Source organism: Micromonospora yasonensis (assembly GCF_026013475.1).
In the GTDB taxonomy this organism is placed as follows: Bacteria; Actinomycetota; Actinomycetes; order Mycobacteriales; family Micromonosporaceae; genus Micromonospora; species Micromonospora yasonensis.
On the sequence record NZ_JAPDPH010000033.1, the window covers coordinates 25,394 to 45,502 of the forward strand.

Consider the following 20,109-nt stretch of genomic DNA (forward strand, 5'->3'; position numbering starts at 1 on the left):
TACATGTGCGCGGTGCGGTTGCTGGTCAGGCGACCGTTTTCAGGCGCCCGCCGTACGTCCGACCGCGTGCAGGTGGCGCAGTGCCTGGGCGTACGACTCGAACAGGCCCGTCTGACAGTACGTGAGGCCGTGGCAGCGGCAGAACGACTCGACGATCGTCTGCGCGCGCCGCAGGTTCGACCGGGGCATGCTGGGGAACAGGTGGTGCTCGATCTGGTAGTTCAGGCCGCCGAGCATGAAGTCGGTCAGCCAGTGACCGCGCACGTTCCGCGAAGTGAGCACCTGGCGGCGCAGGAAGTCGGTGCGGTCACCGGCGGCGAGGATCGCCATACCTTTGTGGTTCGGTGCGAAGCTGCACCCGAGGTAGAGCCCGAACAGGCCCTGCTGGACGAGGATGAACACGACCCCGCGGACCGGCGAAAGTATCAGGAAGACCGCGCCGAGGTAACCGATGACGTGGCTGGCGAGCAGCACCGACTCCCACGCGCGGGGGCGTCCGCCGTGGCGCAGCAGGGCGCGCACGCTGTTCACGTGCAGGCTGAGGCCCTCCAGCAGAAGCAGCGGGAAGAAGAAGAATGCCTGGTAGCGGTACGCGAACGCGGCAACGCGCCCGCGGTCTCCGGCCTGGCGGGAGGTGAACGCGAGCGCCCTGATCTCAAGGTCCGGGTCGGCACCGTCTGTATTCGGGTGGGCGTGGTGCCGGTTGTGCTTGTCCACCCACCAGCCGTAGCTCAGCCCGATGGCCAGATTGCCGTGCAGCAGCCCGAGCACGTAGTTCGCCCGCCGGGACGCGAAGATCTGCCGGTGCCCGGCGTCGTGGCCGAGGAACCCGAGTTGGGTGAAGACGAACGCGAGGAAACCGGCGACGATCAGCACCCACCACGAGTCCCCGATGAGCGCGACGGCCGTCCAGCCGGCCGCGAACAGCAGACCGGTGATGGCGATCTTCCAGACGTAGTACCCGGTGCGGCGCTCCAGCAGTCCAGCGCCACGGATCTGGTGCAGGAGATGGGCGTACGGGCTTCCGCTGCCGGTTTGCGGCGGCGCTATGAACATGGGCGCCTCCCGGCGGGTACTGCGCCGACGCCGGCGCGTGCCGACCATCGAGGGGCGGTAGGCACGCGCCGGCGGTGGTTCAGATGGCGCGGATGTTCGCGGCCTGCGGGCCCTTGGCTCCCTGCGTGATGTCGAACTCGACCCGCTGGTTCTCATCGAGGCTGCGGAAGCCGTTCGAGGAGATCGCCGAGAAATGGGCGAACAGGTCCGCGCCACCGCCGTCGGGGGTGATGAACCCGAAGCCCTTGTCCGCGTTGAACCACTTCACAGTGCCGACAGCCATGTCTTCTCCTTGGAAGGCTGGATTCGGGACCCACACCGTGCGGGCCCCGACGTCGCGGTGTTGGTCGCCCACATCCGGAGATGACCGGAAATACCAAGCGCCGAGGATCGGATATCCGCCACGCGCTGGCGAAATTCGGAAAACAACTGCAACGGGACTCACCGTAGCACGCTCGGATAGGGCACAAACCGGACCACATGAGGTATTTCCCCTTCCCCGAAGCCCACGCCCTGGTCGCCCGGCAGGGCGCAACGTGGTGTGCACCAACGTGGCCAACTGCCACGACGCGTCCTGCCGCTGATCCTGGCCGTCGTCTTCCTGGCGCCTACCCCGCTGCCGCGGGCCCTGATCGCCACCGCTGCTCGCGTCGCCAGGGCAGTGCTCCCTTCGGCGCGGCCGCACTGGGCCGTTTCACCCTGAGCAGCGGTTGGTCTCGACGCCGTGCAGGACGAGGACGGCCTGCACGACCGCTTCGCCCGGAGGCGGCAATGCGCTGTCGTTCCTGGGTACTCGGCGGTTCAGTCCCGTATACGATTGGCCCGAAGGGGGCGGCTTGTCAGATTATGATCGTGTCTAGGGGCAGCCGGGCGGCCGAGTATCGAGGCGAGCCGCCGATTGCCGTTGGCCGACCGTTCGCCAGATCGGGCGGCCTGTGACGAACGACCGGGCGGTGGGGCTGACCCGCCAGGCCGAGGGACCGCAACGAGCGACCCTGTTGGAGCTGTTCCTCGATCTGGTCTTCGTTGCCGCGCTCGCCCTGACCTCGCAGAAGCTGGCCGCTGATCTGACCTGGCCCGGCGCTTTTCAAACCCTGGTCCTGCTGATGGCACTCTGGTGGGTCTGGTCGGTCACCGCGCTCACGACCGACCTCTACCTACCGCATCGGCCACCGATCTACCTCATGACCATCTCGGTCATGTTCGGCACCTTACTGATGGCAGCCGCGCTGCCTGCGGCCTTCACCCGCGACGCCGTGGTCTTCGCGGGCGCCTACGTGGCGATCCACCTTGGCCGCAATCTCTTCCTGGCGCCCGCCTTACGGGGGCGCCAGGCACGTCGACACGCCGCGCGATTCCTCTTCTGGTTCTCCGTCTCGGCCGTGCCATGGCTCGCCGGAGCCACCGTGGCAGGCACCGCGCGTGGCGCGCTGTGGACGGCGGCCCTCGCCCTGGATTACGGGGCGGCCTGGCTCCGCTACCCCACACCCCGGCTCGGTCGGATACCCGGCTCGCAGTACGGGCTAGCGGCCGAACACCTGGCCGAACGCTACCAACAGTTCTTCACTCTCGCCCTCGGCGACCTCATCCTGCTCCCGACCCTGATATACGCCGGCGGCGGATTCGCGCTCGACCGGACCGTCGCGTTCGTGCTCACGTTCATCACCACCGTGCTGCTGTGGCAGATCTACCGCCAACGCGCCGGGGCCCTGCTCCAAGCCGCCATCGAGTCCTCCCGTGCCCCGGGCCGGCTCGTGCGGTCAGCGCCCTACACCCACCTGATCATGGTGGCCGGCATCGTCGTCGCCGCAGCCGGAGCCGAATCCGTCATCCGCCAGCCCAGCGGCGACACCACCCTCGGGCTCATCGCCGTCATTCTCGGCGGACCCGCGTTGTTCCTGGCCGGCCGAGCCCGATTCGAGTACGAGGTATTCAGCCGGGTCTCCCCATCCCGGCTGGTCGCACTGCTCGTGCTGGCCGTCGCCGCGCCGGTGATGCTGTACGTCCCGCCGCTGGGAGTCGCCATCCTCGCAAACCTCGTCCTAGCCGGCGTAGCCACCGCGGACATCATTCGCGCCCACGGGCGCCCGCCCGAGGCAGCATCCCCCGCCTTCTAGTACCGGGCCACCGCTGGCTCCACGCAGCCTTCGCCCAGCCCGCCGCAGGCCATGCCCTCCAGGCACGGGCGGTTGGAGGGCGAGCGGGACGCAACCGCCAAGGAGGACGCCGCTTTCCTCAGCCTTGGAGGAACCCGGCCACCTCGCGCGGCTGCGCGTCGTCGGGCGGGCGCCGACCACGGACCGTTCGGGATGAGCTTCGGCCCCTATTGCGGCGTCACCGATCTGACCGGCCCGGACAGGCGTAGGCTGGGGCTATCCCGGAATCGACGACATCCCACTCCTGAGGTGCCCGCCACGCCGGCTCCCCCCGAGGGGATGCCATGTTCGTACCCGAAGCACCCGACCCGCAGCGGCCCGACCGGCCACCCTCCCGCCGTCGGAGTGTGGGAAACACTCTCCCCTCCCACCGGGCCGGGTGCCGTTGACCCGCGCCGGCGCGACCCGGATCGGCGTCCGCGCCACGGCGCGCCGCCCGCGATCGTCGCCATGGTGATCCGCACCGCCCGCATCACCCAGCTGCAGCCCCGCCACTGGCGAGGACCCGGCCGTACGGGTCGGCGAACCGGCACCCGCCCGGCGGATGGCGCCACTTTCGTGCAAGACCCCCCGCCACGCCGCGGTCACGGCGATAAGGATCCAACATGACGCCATCGACCAACGCCCTCGCTCCCCCATCGCCGCCGTCGACGCCGCGCCTGCGGCTCGAACCGACCCGGTCCGCGCGCACGCTGCTCGACGGCGGCTGGTGGCCCCGCTCGACAGATCCGCTCGCGGAGCTGCCCGGCCTCGTCCTCGCCATCGACCTGCTGCACGGGCCGATCGTCCGGCTGCTTCTCAACACCGAGACCTGGGACGGCAACCCACGCCGCCTGACCATCGGCGGCAGGGTGCTGCGGTTGGGCTACTTCACCAGTCAGCCCGCCAGCCTGCTGACCGCCATCTGCCTCAACGAGGATCGAGTCGACCTGCTGGTCGTCCCGCCGGACACCCCGGCCCACCTGGCCGAGGCCGCGATGGCGCGCGCCGCCACCGCCGGCAACATGGTCCATACTCCGCAGCTGCTCACCGTCGCCGCGCACGATGTCGGAGGCGACGGCCGACAGCTCGGGCCGGCGCACTTGGGAGGGAGTGGCGGCCGTCTCCGCACCGCCCCCGGCAACCTTGCCGCGGTCGCTTCCCGCATAGCCGACGCTGGACCCGCCAGACAGTCTGTGCCAACGGAACCGGCGCCCGCGCCGACAGCACCTCCGCCGAGGCAGCGAAGGACCGGCAATCTTCCCACCATCGCCACCGAGGAGCAGATCATGACAATCGCCCGGCACACGATCGTCTCCGCGCTGCGTCGGCGCGGCCAGCACACCAGGGCCGACTGGGTCGAGCGGGAACTGCCGGAGCAGGTCGACACCACCCGGCACGCCGGGCTGCTCGCGACCCTGCGTCTCGACCCCGCCGAACTCCGCGAGTCGACAGCTCGGTGAGAGTGGCCCTGCTGGGACCGGTGGCCTGGCGGACGCCGCCGCGCCACTACGGCCCCCGGGAACAGGTGACCAGCCTCCGGGCCGAGGGGCTCGCCGCGCGGGGCGCGCGTCGCCCAGCCGGACCGGCTCCCACCGCACGATCCGCCCTGTCACGACCTCAGGCACGCGGGAAGGAGCACACGGATTCCTTGTTCGCCGCAGCGTTGACCTGGGTCCAGGCGTGGCCCACCAACCCGCACCGTTCGTCGATATCGCTGCCCTCGTTGGCGAGATCCAACGCACGCCTGGAGCAACGGCCGCCGCGCCGACCGGTGCCTGACGAGCGACGTCATCCCCATCGCCGGGACTGAACTGCCCTCATGTCAAACCGAGCAGCAGGACTTACGGAGACAACCCCCATGCGCTACCTCAGCGACGTCAACCTGCGCGCCGTACTCAACGTCCTCATCGGCAGGGCCGGTGGCACTGTGGAGATCAGCAACGAAGAACTGTACGACGCGATGCTGCCAGACCACAGCCACGGCGAACGCGTGCTCATCGAGGAAACAGAGAAGGGGGTCCGGCTGTCCATCGTTGCTCGCCCGTAAGTCGGTCCGCGAACCGTCAAAGCCGGTCTTCTCGGCTGCCTGGGCCAGGTTGTACAGCGCCGCCGCCATCCAGTCGCGATTGCCCGTGGCCTCGGCGGCCGCCCGCACCCGCAGGTATACCGCTTCTAGTCCGGCCCAGCAGCTACGCAAGTGCAGAAACTCGGTCAACGCTGCGGCCATGGCGACGACCTGCTCCCACAGCCCGGCATCGGCAGCCATGAGCGTCGTCTCGACTGCGGCCGGTCCGCGTCCAGCCGGGTGATTGCCGTGGCGCTCGTCGGTGCCACGACCTGCCGAGCTCCGTCTGTGAAGCCGACAAGGCTCCCACGCCTGCTGGGTCAACACCACGTGCATGCCGCACACCGCTGCCATCGCTGCGGTACGCCAGTAGGTCCGGAGCGGCCGGCGCGCGGCCGGCCGCGCCTCCGCGTGATGCGGGTCCTCGACCGGACCGTCAAGTAGCGGAAGCGGTCACTCCCCCCACCGCCCGGTCAATCCAGGCCGCCGAAAGACTCCAGCAACCCCATTCAGTGATGACCATCGCTGGCCGGGACTGCCAGAATGATCGACGTGTCATTGCGCGGTCACTCTGCGGCCATAGTCGATGCCACGGGAGAGGACCGGGCGAACCGCTTCATGATGGTCCTGTTGGCACTGCACCGGGCCACCTGCCTGACGCCGGCCCTCGTCACCTGCGCCTATGGCGCGTACCGGAGCACGTGGGCCAACCTCGGGCTGCTCGTGGCGGTAGTGGCCTGGAACCTCGCGCTGTTCCAGGTCGCCCGGCAGCGCGGCTGGTTCCCCGCGGCGCTGGTCCACCTCGACGTCCTGCTCTCCGGGCTGGTGCTGATGGTGGTCACCGCGAACCTGACGACCGACGTCACCGTACCGAACTGGGGCAACCTGATGGTGCAGGCGAGCGGGTCGCTGGTCGGGGCGGCGCTGACCCGGCCGTGGTCGGTGGCGGCCGGCGTGTTCGCACTGGTCCTCGCCCAGTCGGCTGTGATCATCGGGTACAGCCCGGGAACGGGCATTCCCGCACCGGCGCTCGTCCACGCGATCAACGGCCTGGTCTGCTTCGCCCTGGTCGCCGGCTTCGCCGTGCGCTATCTGCGCCGGATCGGGCGCAACCTCGACCGCGTCAACGCCCATCGGCTGGCCGCCGAGACCGACGCCGCCGCCGACCACGCCCGCTACGTCACCCGGCTCGCCCACCACCGGGCGCTGCACGACACGGTCCTCACCACCTTGACGTTGATCGCCCGCGGGGTGGTGGATCCGGGGCGGCCGGAGGTACGCCGGCGCTGCGCCCGCGACGCCGAGGTGATCCGCGGGTTGCTCGCCGACGGGTGCGACCCCGCGTTCGGCACGGTCGGCGAGGCGCTGCGGGAGGTGGTCGGCGAGGTGTCCCTGCTGGGACTGCGGGTCCGATATCAGGGAACGACGGTCCCGCCGGACGTACCGCCGCAGGTGGTGGAGGCGCTCCGCGCTGCGGCACGGGAGGCGCTGAACAACGTCGTGAAGCACGCCGGGGTTGATCAGGCCTGGCTCACCGTGACCGGGGACGGCCGGGTGCTACGCGTGATGATCGTCGATCGTGGACGCGGCTTCGACCCGGTGGCGGTACCGTCCGGCTTCGGTTTCCGGCACTCCATCGTCGACCGCGTGACCGAGGTGGGGGGCCGGGCCCGCGTCTCGAGCGAGCCGGGCGCCGGGACCTGCGTGGAGCTGACGTGGACCAGGTAATCCGGGTGGCGGCGGTCGACGACGACCGGATGCTCCTGGAGGGCCTGGGCGCCTGGCTGTCGGGCGTGGCCGACCTGCGGCTGGTGCGGGCGGCGGCCACCGTAGAGCGGCTGCTGCGCGAGCTGACGGAGCCGGTCGACGTGGTGCTGCTGGACCTGGTGCTGCGCGACGGCAGCGACGCGGCCGACAACGTCCGGCGGCTGGCGTCACCGGGGCGCCGGGTGCTGGTGCTCAGCGTCTGGGCGCACCCCGACCAGGTAGTGGCAACCTTCGCCGCCGGCTGCAGCGGCTACATGACCAAGGACCACGACCTGCCGGCGCTGGCCGCCGCGATCCGTGAGGTGGCCGCCGGCCGACCCGTCTTCTCCTCCGAACTGGCGTTCGCCTGCCTGGGTGACACCCGTCCGGCGCGACCCCGGCTGTCCCCCCGAGAGCGCGGCGTGTTGCTCGCGTACGCCTCAGGGATGACCCTCACCGCCACGGCGCGGCACCTGGGCATCAAGCCGGAGACGGCCCGCACCTACCTGGACCGGGTCAAGGCCAAGTACCACGACCTCGGCCGGCCCAGTCGGACCAAGCTCGACCTCGCCGAGCGGGTCCGCGAGGACCGGCTGCAGGCCGGCTGACCCGTCACCGCACTATCCGTATGGGAGCCGAGGCGCTCCCCCTGGTCGCCGTCGTCCCCCACCCGGGGGACAACACGCCAGCCTGGTGTCCTCCAAACATCCGGCATGACGATATCGATACATCTCGTTAGCTTGAGATCGCGCGGCGTCGCTGTCGCGGCACCCGTGCGACGGGCGGCCGGTCTCGACCAGCGCTGCCACTCCCCCACCGGTCGTTCGAGGAAAGGCCACGGCATGCCCCACCTGATCGGTATCGACGAGGCGGAACAGCTCAGCACCAGACAGGTGCATCAGCTGTACCGCGACCATGTCAGTCGGAGCCAGGTCTCGCTGATGACAACCTTCGGATTCGGACGGGAGCTGGTGGACCGCGCCGAGGGCGTCTGGATCCACCTCCGGGACGGCCGTCGAGTGCTGGACTTCTCCGGCGGCGTCGGCGTGCTCAACCACGGGCACAACCACCCGCGGATCCTGGCTGCCCGGCGGCGGTACGCCGAAGCCCACCGGATGGAGGTGCACAAGGCGTTCTTCTCCCCGTACGTGGCGGCGCTGAGCCACAACGTGGCTGCGCTGCTCCCCGCGGATCTGTCCGTCTCGTACTTCCCGAACTCGGGGGCCGAGGCGAACGAGGGGGCGGTGAAGATGGCGTACAAGTACCACGGCGGGCGGCGCAACACGGTGCTGCGCGCGGACATCAGCTTCCACGGCAAGACCCTCGGCGCGGGCAGCCTCACCGGCTCCTCCGAGAACGCGTTCCGCTTCCCCGGCCTGCCCGGCATCGTCGTGTACCCGTACGGCGGCCTCGCCGCCGTGCGGGCGGCCGTCGACGCCGCGCGCACCTCGGACGGCGGGTGCGACGTGTACGCCATCCTCGTCGAGCCGTTCAGCGCCTCGACGATGCGTCGGTGGACCGGGGGTGACCTGCTGGCCCTGCAGCGGCTCTGCCGCGAGCGGGATATCGTGCTGATCTTCGACGAGGTCTACACCGGCTGGGGCAAGACCGGAAGCCTCTTCTACTTCATGCGGCACGAGGGGCTGGTGCCGGACATCCTCACCTACTCCAAGTCGCTCGGCGGCGGCAAGGCGTCCATCGCCGGCTACACGGCCCGCGAGCCGGTCTTCCGCCGCGCGTACGACCGGCTGGCCGACGTCATCCTGCACAGCACCACCTACTACGGCTTCGGGGAGGAGACCACCACCGCCCTGGAGGCCGTCGCGGTCGTGGTCGACGACGACTACCCGGCCCGGGCCCGCGCCCTGGAGGCGGTGCTGCAGCCCGGCCTCGACCGGCTGGCCAAGGCATACCCCGACGTGATCGCCCGGGTCAGCGGTGCCGGCGCGCTCTGGGGCGTGTTCCTCGGCGGCGGGCCCGGCCTGCTCGACCTGGCCGGCAAGATGATGCCCGGATTCACCCACGACCCGCAGTTCCGCACCAAGCTCATCACCCTGTCGGTGATCGCCCACCTGTTCCGCGAACACGGGATCATGACCTACTACAGCCCCAACGCGGACAACCCGCTCATGGTCGCTCCGAGCCTGGTGGCCACCCCCGACGACGTCGAGTACTTCCTGAGCGCCCTGGACGCCACGCTCTCCCGGGGCCTGCCGCGGCTGCTGGCCGGCTTCGTCCGGGAGCGGGTGACGTCCCGGTGGTGACCAGCGACCACATCGTGGTGACCGGCGCCTGCGGGATGCTCGGCTCGCACCTGGTCCGCCGGCTACTCGCCGAGGGACACCGGGTGCACGGCGTCGACCTGCTGCCCGCCGCGCACACCCATCCGCGGCTGGCCCACAGTCAGGGCGACGTCCGCGACGCCGCACTGCTGGCCCGGGTACTCGCCGACGCGTCCGCCGTGGTGCACTGCGCCGCCGCGCTGCCCAGCTATCCGGCCGAGATGATCCGGTCGATCATCGTGGACGGCACCCATGCGGTCCTCGGCGCGGCCCGCCGGGTACAGGTGCCGCGGGTGGTGCACATCTCCTCCACCGCCGTGTACGGCCTGCCCCGGCTGGTGCCCACCCCGGAGGACCATCCGCGAGAGCCGGTCGACGCGTACACCCGGGCGAAGGTCGAGGCGGAACTGCTGGTGGAGCGGTTCCGCGGGGACGGGCTCTGCGTCCCGGTGCTGCGTCCCAAGACCTTCCTCGGGCCGGGCCGGATGGGCCTGTTCGCCATGCTCTTCGAGTGGGCCGAGGAGGGCCGCAACTTCCCGGTGCTCGGCCGCGGCGACGTGCGGGTGCAGATGTTCGCCGTCGAGGACCTGGTCGACGCGGTGCTGACCGTGCTCGCCGCCCCCGACGACATCGCCGCGGACACCTACAACCTCGGCGCGGCCGAGTTCGGCACTCTCCGCGAGGACTTCCAGGCGGTGCTCGACGCGGCCGGGCACGGCCGGCGGGTGGTCGGGCTGCCGGCCGTGCCGGCGCTCGCGGCGCTGCGCGCCCTCGAGCGCAGCGGACTCTCCCCGGTGTACGGACGGCTGCTGCACAAGCTGCGCGCCGACTCCTACGTCAGCATCGACAAGGCCCGTGAGCGGCTGGGCTTCAAGCCCCGGTTCTCCAACCAGGACGCGATCCTCGGCACCTACGACTGGTGGCGGGCGAACCGGAGCTCCGCTGCGGCGACCGGGGCCGGTAGGACCAGCCGGGAACCCTGGCGGCAAGGCGCCCTGTCCCTCGCCAAGATCTTCTTCTAGGGGGAGGACCCATGCCTCTCCTCGACTCGCCCCGCGCCGCCGCTCCGGCCGTGGCGCCGCCGCCCACCCGCCCCGCCCGCCTAGCGGTGGATTTGGTCCGTCTGGTCCGTCCCGCGCACTGGGTCAAGAGTCTGCTGGTCGCCGCGGTGCCGCTGCTGGACCCACGCTCCTGGCACTCGGCGGAATTGGCCCGGCTGGGCTGGTCCGTCATGGCCTTCGTGCTCGCCGCGTCGGCGGTGTACGTCGGCAACGACGTGGCCGACCGGCACCGGGACCGGCACCACCCGGTGAAACGGGACCGGCCGGTGGCGTCCGGCCGGGTGCCGGTGCCGCTGGCGTACGTCTGGTGTTTGGTGCTGCTCCTCTGCCTCGCCCTGCTGCTGACCGCCGGCCTGGTCGGGCCGGCCTGGCCGGTGCTGGCCTACCTGGCGCTCAACGTCTGGTACAGCCGGGTTCTGAAGCACGTTCCCCTGGTCGAGGCCGGTGTGGTCGCGGTCGGGTTCGTGCTCCGCGCGGTGCAGGGCTACCTGGCGGTCGGCGCCGCCGTGTCGGCCTGGCTGCTGATCACGGTCTTCGCCGGTTGCCTGCTGCTGATCGTCGGCAAGCGCCGGCAGGAACTGCTGGACAGCGGGGTGGCCCACCGGCCGGCGCTGCGCGGCTGGTCGGTGGAGCTGGCCGGCCACCTGCTGCAGCTCACCGGCGTCCTGGCGGTCACCGCCGGCCTGGTCTGGATGGGCACGGAGGCGCCGTTCGACCCGCACGGGGAGGCCGCGATGCTGCTGTCCACCCCGTTCGTTCTCTACCTGGTGTCCCGCTACCTGCAACTGGCCCTGGTCCGGGGGACGGCCGGCGATCCGGTCCGGCTGCTGCTGCGCGACCGTGCGGTGGTCACCGCCGCCGTGCTCTGGGCCGCCTCGCTCGGCGTGCTCTACGCCGCCGCCCGGTTCCCCGCGATCGCCGCCGCCCTGTCCTGACACCGCACCGGCCGCCCCTCGTCGAAGGAGAGCAATGACCGCGCACACCCCGACGGTGTCCGTCGTCGTACCGAACTACAACCACGCGGACTCGCTGCCGCTGACCCTGCCTGCGCTGCTGGCCCAGACGTATCCCGCCACCGAGATCGTCTTCGTCGACGACCGGAGCACCGACGACTCGGTGGCCGTGGCCCGGGCGCTCGGCGTGCCGGTGGTCTCCACCCCGCGCAACGGCGGTCCGGCGTTGGCCCGCAACGTCGGGGCCGCCCGGGCCCGCGGTGAGATCCTGCTCTTCGTCGACTCCGACGTGGAGTTGCCACCGGACACGGTGGCCCGGGCGGTACGGCTGCTGGCCGCGGACCCGGCGGCCGGCGCGATCTGCGGCATCCTCGACGAGGTCCCCCTGGTCCGCGACAGCCTCGTGCAGGAGTGCCGGTGCCTGCAGGCGTACTGGTGGCGGATCAGCTCGCTGGGCGACGTCAGTTTCCTGTTCACCGCGATCTGCGCCATGCCGGCCCGGGTGTTCGCCGAGATCGGCCCGTTCCACGAGGGGCTGCGGCAGACCGAGGAGGTCGAGTACGGCGAACGGCTGGCCGAGCGGTATCCGATCCGGCTCACCGACGCCATCCACGGCCGGCACCGAGACGACGACCGGCTCTGGCCGATGCTGCGCAAGGTGTTCCACCGCAGCCGGCTGCGAATGCCGCTGTACGCCCACCGCCGCCGCGCCGCGCGGGGTTTCGAGACCGCGGCCCGGATGTGGGCGGCCGTCAGCGCGCTGCTCGGCACCTTGGCCCTGCCGCTGCCGCTGCTGGCCGGGCCACCGGGGGCGGTGCCGCCCCTGGCGGCGGGCCTGGTGTTCCTGGCCTGTGACGCCGGCATGTACCGGTTCGTCGCACGGCGGCGCGAGCCGGTTCTCCTGGCCGCCTTCGTCGGAGTGCAGTGGGTGATCAACCTGGCGATCGCCGCCGGGGCGGCCGCCGGGGCGGCGCAGTGGCTCTGCTCCCGTTCCTTCCGTCGCCTCTACGAGGGCGGCCCGCGTCCCGCCGAGCGGGTGCCGGCATGAGGATGCTCGCCCGCCCCTCCGCCCCGGCACCGACCGGGCCGCCGCGCCGCCGCTGGTGCCGGGCCACCCGCCTGCTGTACCCGGTGACGCTCGGCTGGTTGCTCTTCATCGGGCTGCACCGGGCGCTGACCGGACGCTGGTGGTTCTGGCTGCTGCCGGACCTGGTGCCGCCGGTCGCGTACCTGCTGGTGCCGGTGGCGCTGGCGTCGGCGGTACCGGCGGCGCGGATGCTGCGCCGGCCGCTGCCCGCCCGGCCGGCGGCGGCGGTGCTGAGCGCGGCCGCCGCGGCGCTCGCGCTCGGCCTGCCCGACGCCGGACTCAACCGGCACGCGTGGGCGTCCCATCCCACCCCGCCGCCAGGGGCGGTCACCGTGCTGGCCTGGAACACCGGCTACTGGGACCAGCACGACGACCCGGAGGCGTTCCTGCGGTTCCTCGTCGCCCAGCGGGCCGACGTCTATCTGTTGCAGGAGCATCTCTACTGGGACGACGCCGCCGGGCTGGCCGGTGCCCGGCCCGCCCCCGACCCGCAGCGGCTGCGCCGCGCGTTTCCCGGGTACACCCTGGTCGCCCGGGGTGAGCTGCTCACCCTGTCCCGGTACCCGGTGGTGGCCCGGCCGGCGATCGGCCCGGACGCGGACGTCGCGACGGACCCGGACGCCGACTTCGGGCGGGTCTTCACCGCCGCCAAGGTGCTGCGCACCGACCTGCGGGTGGGTGCCCGGGTGCTGTCGGCGTACAACGTGCACCTGCCAGTGCAGGTGAACCTGGCGCCGGGGCGCTTCCTGGCGTACGTGCGGGAACGGGATGCGGCCCGGCGCGCGCAGCTGGCCGGGCTGCGCGCGGACCTCGCCGCCAACCGGAACCCGGTGCTGGTCGCCGGTGACTTCAACACCACGCCGGCGATGGGCGATCTGCGGTGGCTGCGCGGCCGGCTGCGTGACGCCGTGGACGCCGGATCCGACCTATACCCGACGAGCTGGCCGGCCGATGGGCTGCCCGCGGCCTGGCGGCTGGACTGGACCCTCACCTCCAGCTCGGTACGGGTGCACCGGTACGCGCTGGGCGATCCGCACGGGCTCTCCGACCACCGCCCCCAGACCGCCCTGATCTCGGTACCGGAGGCGTCGTGAACCCCGCACCGACCGTCTCGGTCGTCATCCCGGTATACAACGCGGCCAAGACGCTGCGGCGCTGCCTGGACTCGGTGGCCGCGCAGACCCATCCGCCCCTGGAGGTGCTGGTCGTCGACGATGGCAGCACCGACGGCTCGCGGGCGGTGGCCGCGGCGGCCGGCGTCCGGGTGGTGGTCCAACCGGTCAACGGCGGGGTGTCCGCCGCCCGCAACGCCGGCGTGGCGGCCAGCACCGGCGAGGTGGTCTTCTTCCTCGACTCCGACGTCGCGCTGGCGTCCGACGCGGTCGCCAACGCCCTGGCCATGCTGGCCGCCGATCCGGCCTGCGGCTGCGTCTACGGCGTCTACGCCCCGCAACCGCTGATCGACGACGGACCGGTCGAGCGGTACCGGGTACTGCATCTGCACGCCGCGCTGACCCGGGCGGTCGGGCCGGTGGACACCGCCGTGTTCGCGCTCGCCGCCGTGCCGCGTACGGTGCTGCGCGACCTCGGCCCGTTCGACGAGAACCTGCGCAGCGCCGAGGACGACGAGTACAGCGAGCGGCTGCTGACCCGCTACCGGATCCGGCTCACCGACACGGTCGTCGGTTGGCACGACGAGGCGGACCGGTTGCTGCCCCTGCTGGCTGAGCAGTACCGCCGGGCCCAGCTGTTGCGCTGGTCGCTGCGTAACCGGTACCGCCGCCGGGGCCTGGCGCTGAATCCCACCCTTGGCGTGCTCGCCGCCGGGCTGGCCGTACTCACCCTGCCGGTGGCGCTGCTCGCGCCGTACGGGGCGGCGGTACCGCTGCTCTGCCTGGCCGTCTTCGCCGCCGCCGACCCGCCGCTGGTGGCGCTGCTGTGGCGGGCCGGCGGCTGGGCCTTCCTCGCCCGGGCCATCGGCACCCATCTGCTGGTCAACGTCGCGCTCATCACGGGCGCCGCGGTCGGGTTGGTCCGGGCCGCCGTGGACCCGTCGTTCGGGCCGTCGTCGCGTCCCGCCGCCCGTCCCCTCGACTCGAAAGGTTGGTGAGGTGGTGGTCGTCTCCGCCCCACTCGTCTCGGTCATCGTGCCCAACTACAACTACGCCCGCACGCTGCGCCTCTGTCTGGAGGCGCTGGGCCGGCAGACCCACCGGCCGGTGGAGGTGATCGTGGTCGACGACGGCAGCACCGACGACTCGGTGGCCGTCGCGCGCTCCTTCCCCGGTGTGCGGCTGCTGCGTACGCCGGTCAACAGCGGCCCCTCGGTGGCGCGCAACCTCGGCGCGGAGGCCGCCGCCGGGGAGGTCCTCATGTTCGTCGACTCAGACGTCGCGCTGGCTCCGGACGCGGTCGCCACCGCGGTGGCGATCCTGCGCGACGAACCCGGCGTCGGCGCGGTCTGCGGCAACTACGACACAGTCCCGCTGATCGACGGCACCTTCACCAAGGACTACCGCAACCTGTACCGGCACTGGTACTTCCGCGCCGCCGAGGGAAGCATCACCGGTTTCCTGTCGACGGCGATCCTGGCCGTGCCGGCCCGGATCTGGGCCGAGGTGGGCCCGTTCAACCCGCGGCTGACTCAGAGCGAGGGCGCCGACGTCAGCGAGCGGCTCACCGACCGGTACGAGGTCCGGATGACCAGCCGGGTGATCGGCCGACACGACGACGACGCGACGCTGCGGATCGCGCTGGGCAAGGTGTTCACCCGCACCCGGGTGCACATCCCGTTCTTCCTGCACCGGCGCCGGGTGGTGGGGGTGGTCACCTCCGCCGAGTCCGGCACCGGGCTGGCCTCGTGGCTGGCCGCCGCCACCGCGCCGCTGCCGCTGCTGGCCGGCCCGGCGTCGACCGCCGTGCCGGTGCTGCTGCTGATGCTCTGGCTGTTCAGCGACGCCCGGATGTACAGCTACGTGCGGCAGGTCCGCGGCCCGCGCTACACGGTCGCCTTCGCCGGCCTGCACCTGGTCGTGAGCCTGACCATCGGGGTGGGGGTGGCGGTGGGACTGCTCCAGTGGCTGCTCTCGCGCCGGTTCCGCCGCCTCTACGAGGAGCCGGCGGTGGCCGCGTGAGCGCCGTGCAGGCGCCGGTCGGCACGGCCCCGGTGGCGATCCGTCAGGATCCGGCCGGACGGCGGGGCGGGGTGGGCGCCGGGCGGGCGGTGACCGGGCTGGCGGGTGCGTGGCTGGCGTTCGTGGTGGCGCACCGGCTGCTCAGCGGCCGGTGGTGGCTGTGGCTGGCGCCGGAGCTGATCCCGCCGTTGGCGTTCGTCGCCGTACCGGGCCTGCTGTTCGTGCTGGCCGTGGTCGCCGGGCGGTTCCACGCCCGGGTGGCGCTGCTCGCGGTGGCCGGGCTGCTGCTCGGTGGGGATCTGGCGGGACTGAACCTGGCCGTGCTGCGCACCCCGCCATCCGCGCCGCCGGACGCGGTGCGCCTGGTCTCCTGGAACACGACCGTGTGGAACGCCACCGACGACGCGGACGTCTTCTACGGCTCGCTCACCGCGCGCCACGCTGACATCTACCTGCTGCAGGAGTACAAGCCGGACAACGACCCGGCGCGACGCGACGCGGACCTGGCCCGGCTGCGCCGGGAGTTCCCCGGCTACCAGGTGGTGCTGCGGGGCGAACTGGTGACCGTCACCCGGTTCCCGGTCGTCGCGGTGGTGGCGCTGCCGGCCGATCCACCCGCCGGCTCGGACTGGCGCACCGACTACTGGGAGGTGAAGTCGCTCCGTACCGACCTGCGCGTGCGGGGGCGGATCGTGTCGGTCTACAACACCCACGTGCTGGTGCCGCTGGACCTGAGCAGCCCGCTGCGCGAGCTGTTCTACCGGCGCCGGCATGAGTTCTTCCAGCGGCGGGAGACGCAGTACCGGGCGCTCGCCGCCGACCTGGACCGCAACCCGAACCCGGTGCTAGTCGCCGGTGACCTGAACACCAGCCCGGCCATGGCCGACCTGCGGCGGCTCACCGACCGGCTCACCGACGCCGGCCGGGCCAGCGGGTCGGCGTACCCGACGTCGTGGACGATCGGCGGGCGGCGGTGGTGGCGGCTGGACTGGACGTTCGTCTCCTCCGACTGGACGGTGCACCGGTACCGGCTGCGGGACGCCCGCGGCATGTCCGACCACCAGGTGCAGGACGTCGTACTCTCGCTGAGCGGTGCCCGGTGAGCCGGGCGCGGGTTGCGCTGCGTCTGGCCGGATACGCCGCCGTGCTGGTCTTCCTCGGCTGGCAGATCTGGCGGGTGCGGCACGGGATGGTCGACAGCCTGCGGGCCGTCGGCTGGGCCGCCGCTCTGGCCGCCGGGGTCCTCGCGGCGGTCGGTGGGGTGCCCGGCTTCGTCGGCTGGCGGGTGCTGCTCGCCGGGCTGGGCACCCGGCTGTCGCTGCGCGACGCCACCCGGGTCTACTTCCTCGCCGGGCTGACCCGCTACCTGCCCGGCGGCGTGTGGCCGACGGTGGCGCACGCCGCCATGGCGCGGCCACTGCGCCAGCCACCGACCCGGCTCGCCGCGGCGTTCCTGGCCAGCCAGGGCCTCGCCGCGGTCTCCGGTGTGCTGGTCGGCGTCCTGGCCCTGCCCTGGCTGCTCGCGCAGAGCCCGTGGTGGTGGCTGCTGCTGCCGGCCTGCGCGGCCGCCGCGGCGCCGGTGCTGGCCCCGGATCTGCTGGCCCGGCTGCTGGGCGCCGCCGCGCGGCTGCTGCGCCGGGGCGACGCCGGGCCGCTGCTGCCCGGGCGGCGGGCGCTGCTCGGCGCGACCGGGCTGATGGTGCTCGGTTGGCTGATCAGCGGGCTGCACGTCACCGTGCTGGCCGTCGCTCTCGGCGCCGATCCGGGCCCGGCGCTGCCGCTGGGCGTGGGCGGCTTCGCCCTCTCCGTGGTCGCGGGCCTGTGCGCCGTGGTGCTGCCGACCGGGCTGGGCGTACGCGAGGTCGCGCTCGCGCTCACGGTGGCCACCCTGGTCAGTGGACCCGACCTGGTGACCCTGGTCGCGTTGAGCCGAGTGCTGCTGACCGTGGGCGACATCGGCTCGACCGCTGTCGTGCTCGCCCTGCTCGCGGCCACCGGCCGCCGGGCCGGCCCGCCGGATCCCCCCACCGCCTCGCGGCCCCACCCGACCGCCGACCGTCGTCGTCTCGAAGGATCGCCCTCTTGACCTCCTCCCCTCCCGATCGGGAGGGGATTCTCTGGGTCGCCGCAGAGGTTTCCTGCTTCACTGCCGGCCGCCCCGTCCGGGAGGATTCCCATTGAGGTCTTACACCAGTTCCACAGGCAGACGCTTCTTCCACCCGGTCAGCATCGCCGAGGTCGCGTGGGTAGCCGACCCGCTCCTGCCGCAGCGCAACTTGAACGCCCGCCGCACAGTCCTGGACAAGGCCCACACGTTAGCACACTTGTTCGTAACCCCTGCGGTCACATGTGGACAGACGGCCATCCGCCTTGGCGACGGATCGGCATGTCCTGCTCCGCGGGAGTTCCGTTTCCCCCCTCGGCCTGAAGGCCCAAGTATCCACGGAAGGAATCCGATGACCGCCACCTCCCGGCCCACCGACCGGCTGCCGGCTCCGCCCCGGGTCACCGGCGGCGGGCTGCGCAGCGCCACCCGCCGGCTGCGCAGCGCGTTGAGCACCGCCTCCGGGGTAGAGGTGCTCTCTGCCCTGCCGTTCCTGGCCGGTCCCCTGGCCCGGCTGGAGCGCCGGCCGCTGCTGCACGGGCTGCTGCTGTCCGCGTTCGGGCTGCGCCGGCCGATCTTCGTGGACTTCCCGGTCCGTTCGGAGCCGCGCTTCGGCTACGGCCGCCCCGACCACCCCGGCCTCACTGAACTGCTCGACCGGCGGCGGGAGGCGTACGCGGCCCGGCTGCGGCGCTTCCTCGACCACGGTGACCGTCTCGCCGCCGTCCCGCTGCGCGGCGATCTCGACTCCGGGGCGCCGTACTGGGTCAACGGCTGGCTGCCGCCGCTGGACGCCCTGGCCCTCTACGGCTTCCTGGTCGAGCACGACCCGAAGCGGTACGTGGAGATCGGCTCGGGCAACTCGACCAAGTTCGCCCGCCGTGCGGTACGCGACCACCGCCTGCGGACCCGGATCACCTCGATCGACCCGGCGCCCCGGGCGAGCGTCGACGTGCTCTGCGACGAGGTGGTCCGAGCCCCGCTCGAACGGGCCGACCTGAGCCTGTTCGACGAGCTCGAAGCGGGCGACGTGCTGTTCTTCGACGGATCGCACCGCAGCTTCATGGGCTCAGACGTGACGGTCTTCTTCTTCGAGGCGCTGCCCCGGTTGCGTTCCGGCGTGCTGGTGCAGGTGCACGACATCATGCTCCCCCGCGACTACCCGCCGCAGTGGCGGCACCGGCACTACAACGAGCAGTACCTGCTGGCCGCGTTCCTGCTGGCCGCACCGGAACGCTGGCAGGTCGAGCTGCCCAACGCGTTCGTGGCCGGCGACCCGGAGCTGCGCGAGGTGGCGGCCCCGCTGTGGCGCCGGATCGGGCTGACCGAGCAGTTCCTTCCCGCCTCGTTCTGGCTGCGCGTCGGGGCGGACTGAGCCATCCCGGACAGCGCCGTGGCGGCCGCGCGGTGCGGACAGGTCGGCGCCGAGCGCCCCCTGTCCGTACAGGTCACCGTGCCAGTGTGGCCGGCACGGCGCTGCCGGGCCCGGGCGGGCGGCACGATCCACGGCGGCCGATCCCCACGCCTCACGGCCCACCCTCACAGATCATCCTCTATACAGGACGAACCGAACCGACAGCAGTATCGACGGACGACCTTGAATCGCTGGCGACTTCGCCGCAGGCCCAATGGCATTGAGCTGCCGAAATGACAGATCAAGCGACTACGGCTGGAGTACTAGTGCAGAGAGGTCCGGGGCCCGTACGATCCCTCAGGAGGCGTGGCAAGACCGCTGGCGCGACAATGTCAACTCGTACTCCTTCAGGTGGGTGTGAATGCCTAACGACCCGTCCGACCTGCGCGGTAGGGATCGGGCACTCGCGATTGTCCGTGAGTTCGCGACCCGGCCGGAGTTGAAGGGCCAGCCGACCACCCGCCGCACGCCGATGCTGATCTTCACGGGTCCCAAGGGTTGCGGAAAGACTGCGCTGCTGGACATTCTGCAGAGCGAACTCCAGGGTAAGGTTCCCTACGCGCGCGTCAACTGCGGCACGTTGAAGAGCACCACCGCCTGGGAAGTCTTGTCGCTGCTCGCCTTCGACCTCAACCGCAACGCTGCCGGCTACCGTACGATTCCGTTCCCCCGCTTCGTCACCGCTCAGGTGGCAATTTCCGCCCACATCGACTCCCCCGGTCCGGCTGCCCGCTTGGCCATCCGGACCGCGCTGGAGAACGCGCGGCGCCTCGACCAACTCCGCACCTTTCTCGGCAACCTCGTGCAAGATGTCGGCGGCGCGATTCCGGGAATGGGCGGCGTCCCGGGAGCGAGCCTTGCCGCCCAGTACGCACCGCCCCTCATCCTGAACGGCCTGGTGTCGTGGCGGTTCGGCCGTCGCGTCATGCTAGGTGAAGGGCTGGACTGGTTCGGCTCCGGCGACAACGCGTACGACCAGTTGGTCTGGCTCAACAAGCTCACCCGGGAGGACGCGAGCGAGGCCGAGCGCAAGGAAGCCACCGAGCTGCTGTGGGACGCCTTCCTGGCA

At 71.9% G+C, this 20,109-nt stretch carries 18 protein-coding genes; 15 read left to right on the plus strand and 3 right to left on the minus strand.

The window, feature by feature from the left end; all coding sequences use genetic code 11:
- Positions 1 to 39: 39 nt before the first annotated feature.
- Positions 40 to 1,056, minus strand: coding sequence for a fatty acid desaturase family protein (locus tag ONA70_RS10085; protein WP_265006094.1), 1,017 nt, complete (start codon positions 1,054 to 1,056; stop codon positions 40 to 42).
- A gap of 79 nt (positions 1,057 to 1,135) precedes the next feature.
- Complete coding sequence (locus tag ONA70_RS10090; protein ID WP_265006095.1) at positions 1,136 to 1,339, minus strand: cold-shock protein; 204 nt, start codon at positions 1,337 to 1,339, stop codon at positions 1,136 to 1,138.
- Between the two features lie 652 nt (positions 1,340 to 1,991).
- Here ONA70_RS10090 and ONA70_RS10095 point away from each other — a divergent pair.
- Both ONA70_RS10095 and ONA70_RS10100 read left to right on the plus strand, forming a co-directional pair.
- Positions 1,992 to 3,173 (plus strand): low temperature requirement protein A, encoded by a 1,182-nt coding sequence (locus tag ONA70_RS10095; RefSeq protein ID WP_265006096.1) that lies wholly within the window; start codon positions 1,992 to 1,994, stop codon positions 3,171 to 3,173.
- 644 nt (positions 3,174 to 3,817) lie between these two features.
- Entirely contained in the window at positions 3,818 to 4,654 is an 837-nt protein-coding gene (locus ONA70_RS10100; RefSeq protein WP_265006097.1) for a DUF5994 family protein, read from the plus strand.
- Between the two features lie 362 nt (positions 4,655 to 5,016).
- On the opposite strand, the gene ONA70_RS10105 is transcribed toward ONA70_RS10100, so the two are convergent.
- Positions 5,017 to 5,595 carry a hypothetical protein gene (locus tag ONA70_RS10105; protein WP_265006098.1) on the minus strand — a complete coding sequence of 193 codons (579 nt, stop codon included), beginning with the start codon at positions 5,593 to 5,595 and terminating at the stop codon, positions 5,017 to 5,019.
- Between the two features lie 294 nt (positions 5,596 to 5,889).
- On the opposite strand from ONA70_RS10105, the gene ONA70_RS10110 reads away from it, so the two are divergent.
- The 13 genes from ONA70_RS10110 to ONA70_RS10170 all read left to right on the plus strand — a co-directional run.
- Positions 5,890 to 6,987 carry a sensor histidine kinase gene (locus ONA70_RS10110; protein ID WP_265006099.1) on the plus strand — a complete coding sequence of 366 codons (1,098 nt, stop codon included), beginning with the start codon at positions 5,890 to 5,892 and terminating at the stop codon, positions 6,985 to 6,987.
- Positions 6,975 to 7,613: a response regulator gene (locus ONA70_RS10115; protein WP_265006100.1), complete on the plus strand. Its 639-nt coding sequence runs from the start codon at positions 6,975 to 6,977 to the stop codon at positions 7,611 to 7,613. The genes ONA70_RS10110 and ONA70_RS10115 overlap by 13 nt, the downstream gene beginning before the upstream one ends.
- Before the next feature lie 333 nt (positions 7,614 to 7,946).
- A complete protein-coding gene (locus tag ONA70_RS10120) occupies positions 7,947 to 9,269 on the plus strand; it encodes an aspartate aminotransferase family protein (RefSeq protein WP_265006112.1) in 1,323 nt (440 codons plus the stop codon).
- A complete protein-coding gene (locus tag ONA70_RS10125) occupies positions 9,266 to 10,309 on the plus strand; it encodes an NAD-dependent epimerase/dehydratase family protein (RefSeq protein WP_265006101.1) in 1,044 nt (347 codons plus the stop codon). Before ONA70_RS10120 ends, ONA70_RS10125 begins: the two co-directional genes overlap by 4 nt.
- An 11-nt stretch (positions 10,310 to 10,320) precedes the next feature.
- A complete protein-coding gene (locus tag ONA70_RS10130) occupies positions 10,321 to 11,283 on the plus strand; it encodes a UbiA prenyltransferase family protein (protein ID WP_265006102.1) in 963 nt (320 codons plus the stop codon).
- A 34-nt stretch (positions 11,284 to 11,317) separates the two neighbouring features.
- Complete coding sequence (locus tag ONA70_RS10135) at positions 11,318 to 12,349, plus strand: glycosyltransferase family 2 protein (protein WP_265006103.1); 1,032 nt, start codon at positions 11,318 to 11,320, stop codon at positions 12,347 to 12,349.
- A complete protein-coding gene (locus ONA70_RS10140) occupies positions 12,346 to 13,482 on the plus strand; it encodes an endonuclease/exonuclease/phosphatase family protein (protein ID WP_265006104.1) in 1,137 nt (378 codons plus the stop codon). Before ONA70_RS10135 ends, ONA70_RS10140 begins: the two co-directional genes overlap by 4 nt.
- Positions 13,479 to 14,498 carry a glycosyltransferase family 2 protein gene (locus tag ONA70_RS10145; RefSeq protein ID WP_265006105.1) on the plus strand — a complete coding sequence of 340 codons (1,020 nt, stop codon included), beginning with the start codon at positions 13,479 to 13,481 and terminating at the stop codon, positions 14,496 to 14,498. The genes ONA70_RS10140 and ONA70_RS10145 overlap by 4 nt, the downstream gene beginning before the upstream one ends.
- Position 14,499: 1 nt before the next feature.
- A complete protein-coding gene (locus tag ONA70_RS10150; RefSeq protein WP_265006106.1) occupies positions 14,500 to 15,522 on the plus strand; it encodes a glycosyltransferase family 2 protein in 1,023 nt (340 codons plus the stop codon).
- Positions 15,519 to 16,625, plus strand: coding sequence for an endonuclease/exonuclease/phosphatase family protein (locus tag ONA70_RS10155; protein ID WP_265006107.1), 1,107 nt, complete (start codon positions 15,519 to 15,521; stop codon positions 16,623 to 16,625). The genes ONA70_RS10150 and ONA70_RS10155 overlap by 4 nt, the downstream gene beginning before the upstream one ends.
- Positions 16,622 to 17,608, plus strand: coding sequence for a lysylphosphatidylglycerol synthase domain-containing protein (locus ONA70_RS10160; protein ID WP_265006108.1), 987 nt, complete (start codon positions 16,622 to 16,624; stop codon positions 17,606 to 17,608). The genes ONA70_RS10155 and ONA70_RS10160 overlap by 4 nt, the downstream gene beginning before the upstream one ends.
- Positions 17,609 to 17,978: 370 nt before the next feature.
- Complete coding sequence (locus ONA70_RS10165) at positions 17,979 to 19,001, plus strand: class I SAM-dependent methyltransferase (RefSeq protein ID WP_265006109.1); 1,023 nt, start codon at positions 17,979 to 17,981, stop codon at positions 18,999 to 19,001.
- Positions 19,002 to 19,401: 400 nt separating this feature from the next.
- The coding region (locus ONA70_RS10170) for a Cdc6/Cdc18 family protein (RefSeq protein ID WP_265006110.1) at positions 19,402 to 20,109 on the plus strand (708 nt) is incomplete at its 3' end.

What these genes read in the sequence shown, in the direction of transcription:
- ONA70_RS10135 (WP_265006103.1), top strand. Translation starts at nt 11,318, where the DNA reads ATGACCGCGCACACCCCGACGGTGTCCGTCGTCGTACCGAACTACAAC.
- ONA70_RS10105 (WP_265006098.1), bottom strand. Translation starts at nt 5,595, where the DNA reads ATGCACGTGGTGTTGACCCAGCAGGCGTGGGAGCCTTGTCGGCTTCAC.
- ONA70_RS10130 (WP_265006102.1), top strand. Translation starts at nt 10,321, where the DNA reads ATGCCTCTCCTCGACTCGCCCCGCGCCGCCGCTCCGGCCGTGGCGCCG.
- ONA70_RS10120 (WP_265006112.1), top strand. Translation starts at nt 7,947, where the DNA reads ATGACAACCTTCGGATTCGGACGGGAGCTGGTGGACCGCGCCGAGGGC.
- ONA70_RS10085 (WP_265006094.1), bottom strand. Translation starts at nt 1,056, where the DNA reads ATGTTCATAGCGCCGCCGCAAACCGGCAGCGGAAGCCCGTACGCCCAT.
- ONA70_RS10100 (WP_265006097.1), top strand. Translation starts at nt 3,818, where the DNA reads ATGACGCCATCGACCAACGCCCTCGCTCCCCCATCGCCGCCGTCGACG.
- ONA70_RS10140 (WP_265006104.1), top strand. Translation starts at nt 12,346, where the DNA reads ATGAGGATGCTCGCCCGCCCCTCCGCCCCGGCACCGACCGGGCCGCCG.
- ONA70_RS10165 (WP_265006109.1), top strand. Translation starts at nt 17,979, where the DNA reads ATGACCGCCACCTCCCGGCCCACCGACCGGCTGCCGGCTCCGCCCCGG.
- ONA70_RS10090 (WP_265006095.1), bottom strand. Translation starts at nt 1,339, where the DNA reads ATGGCTGTCGGCACTGTGAAGTGGTTCAACGCGGACAAGGGCTTCGGG.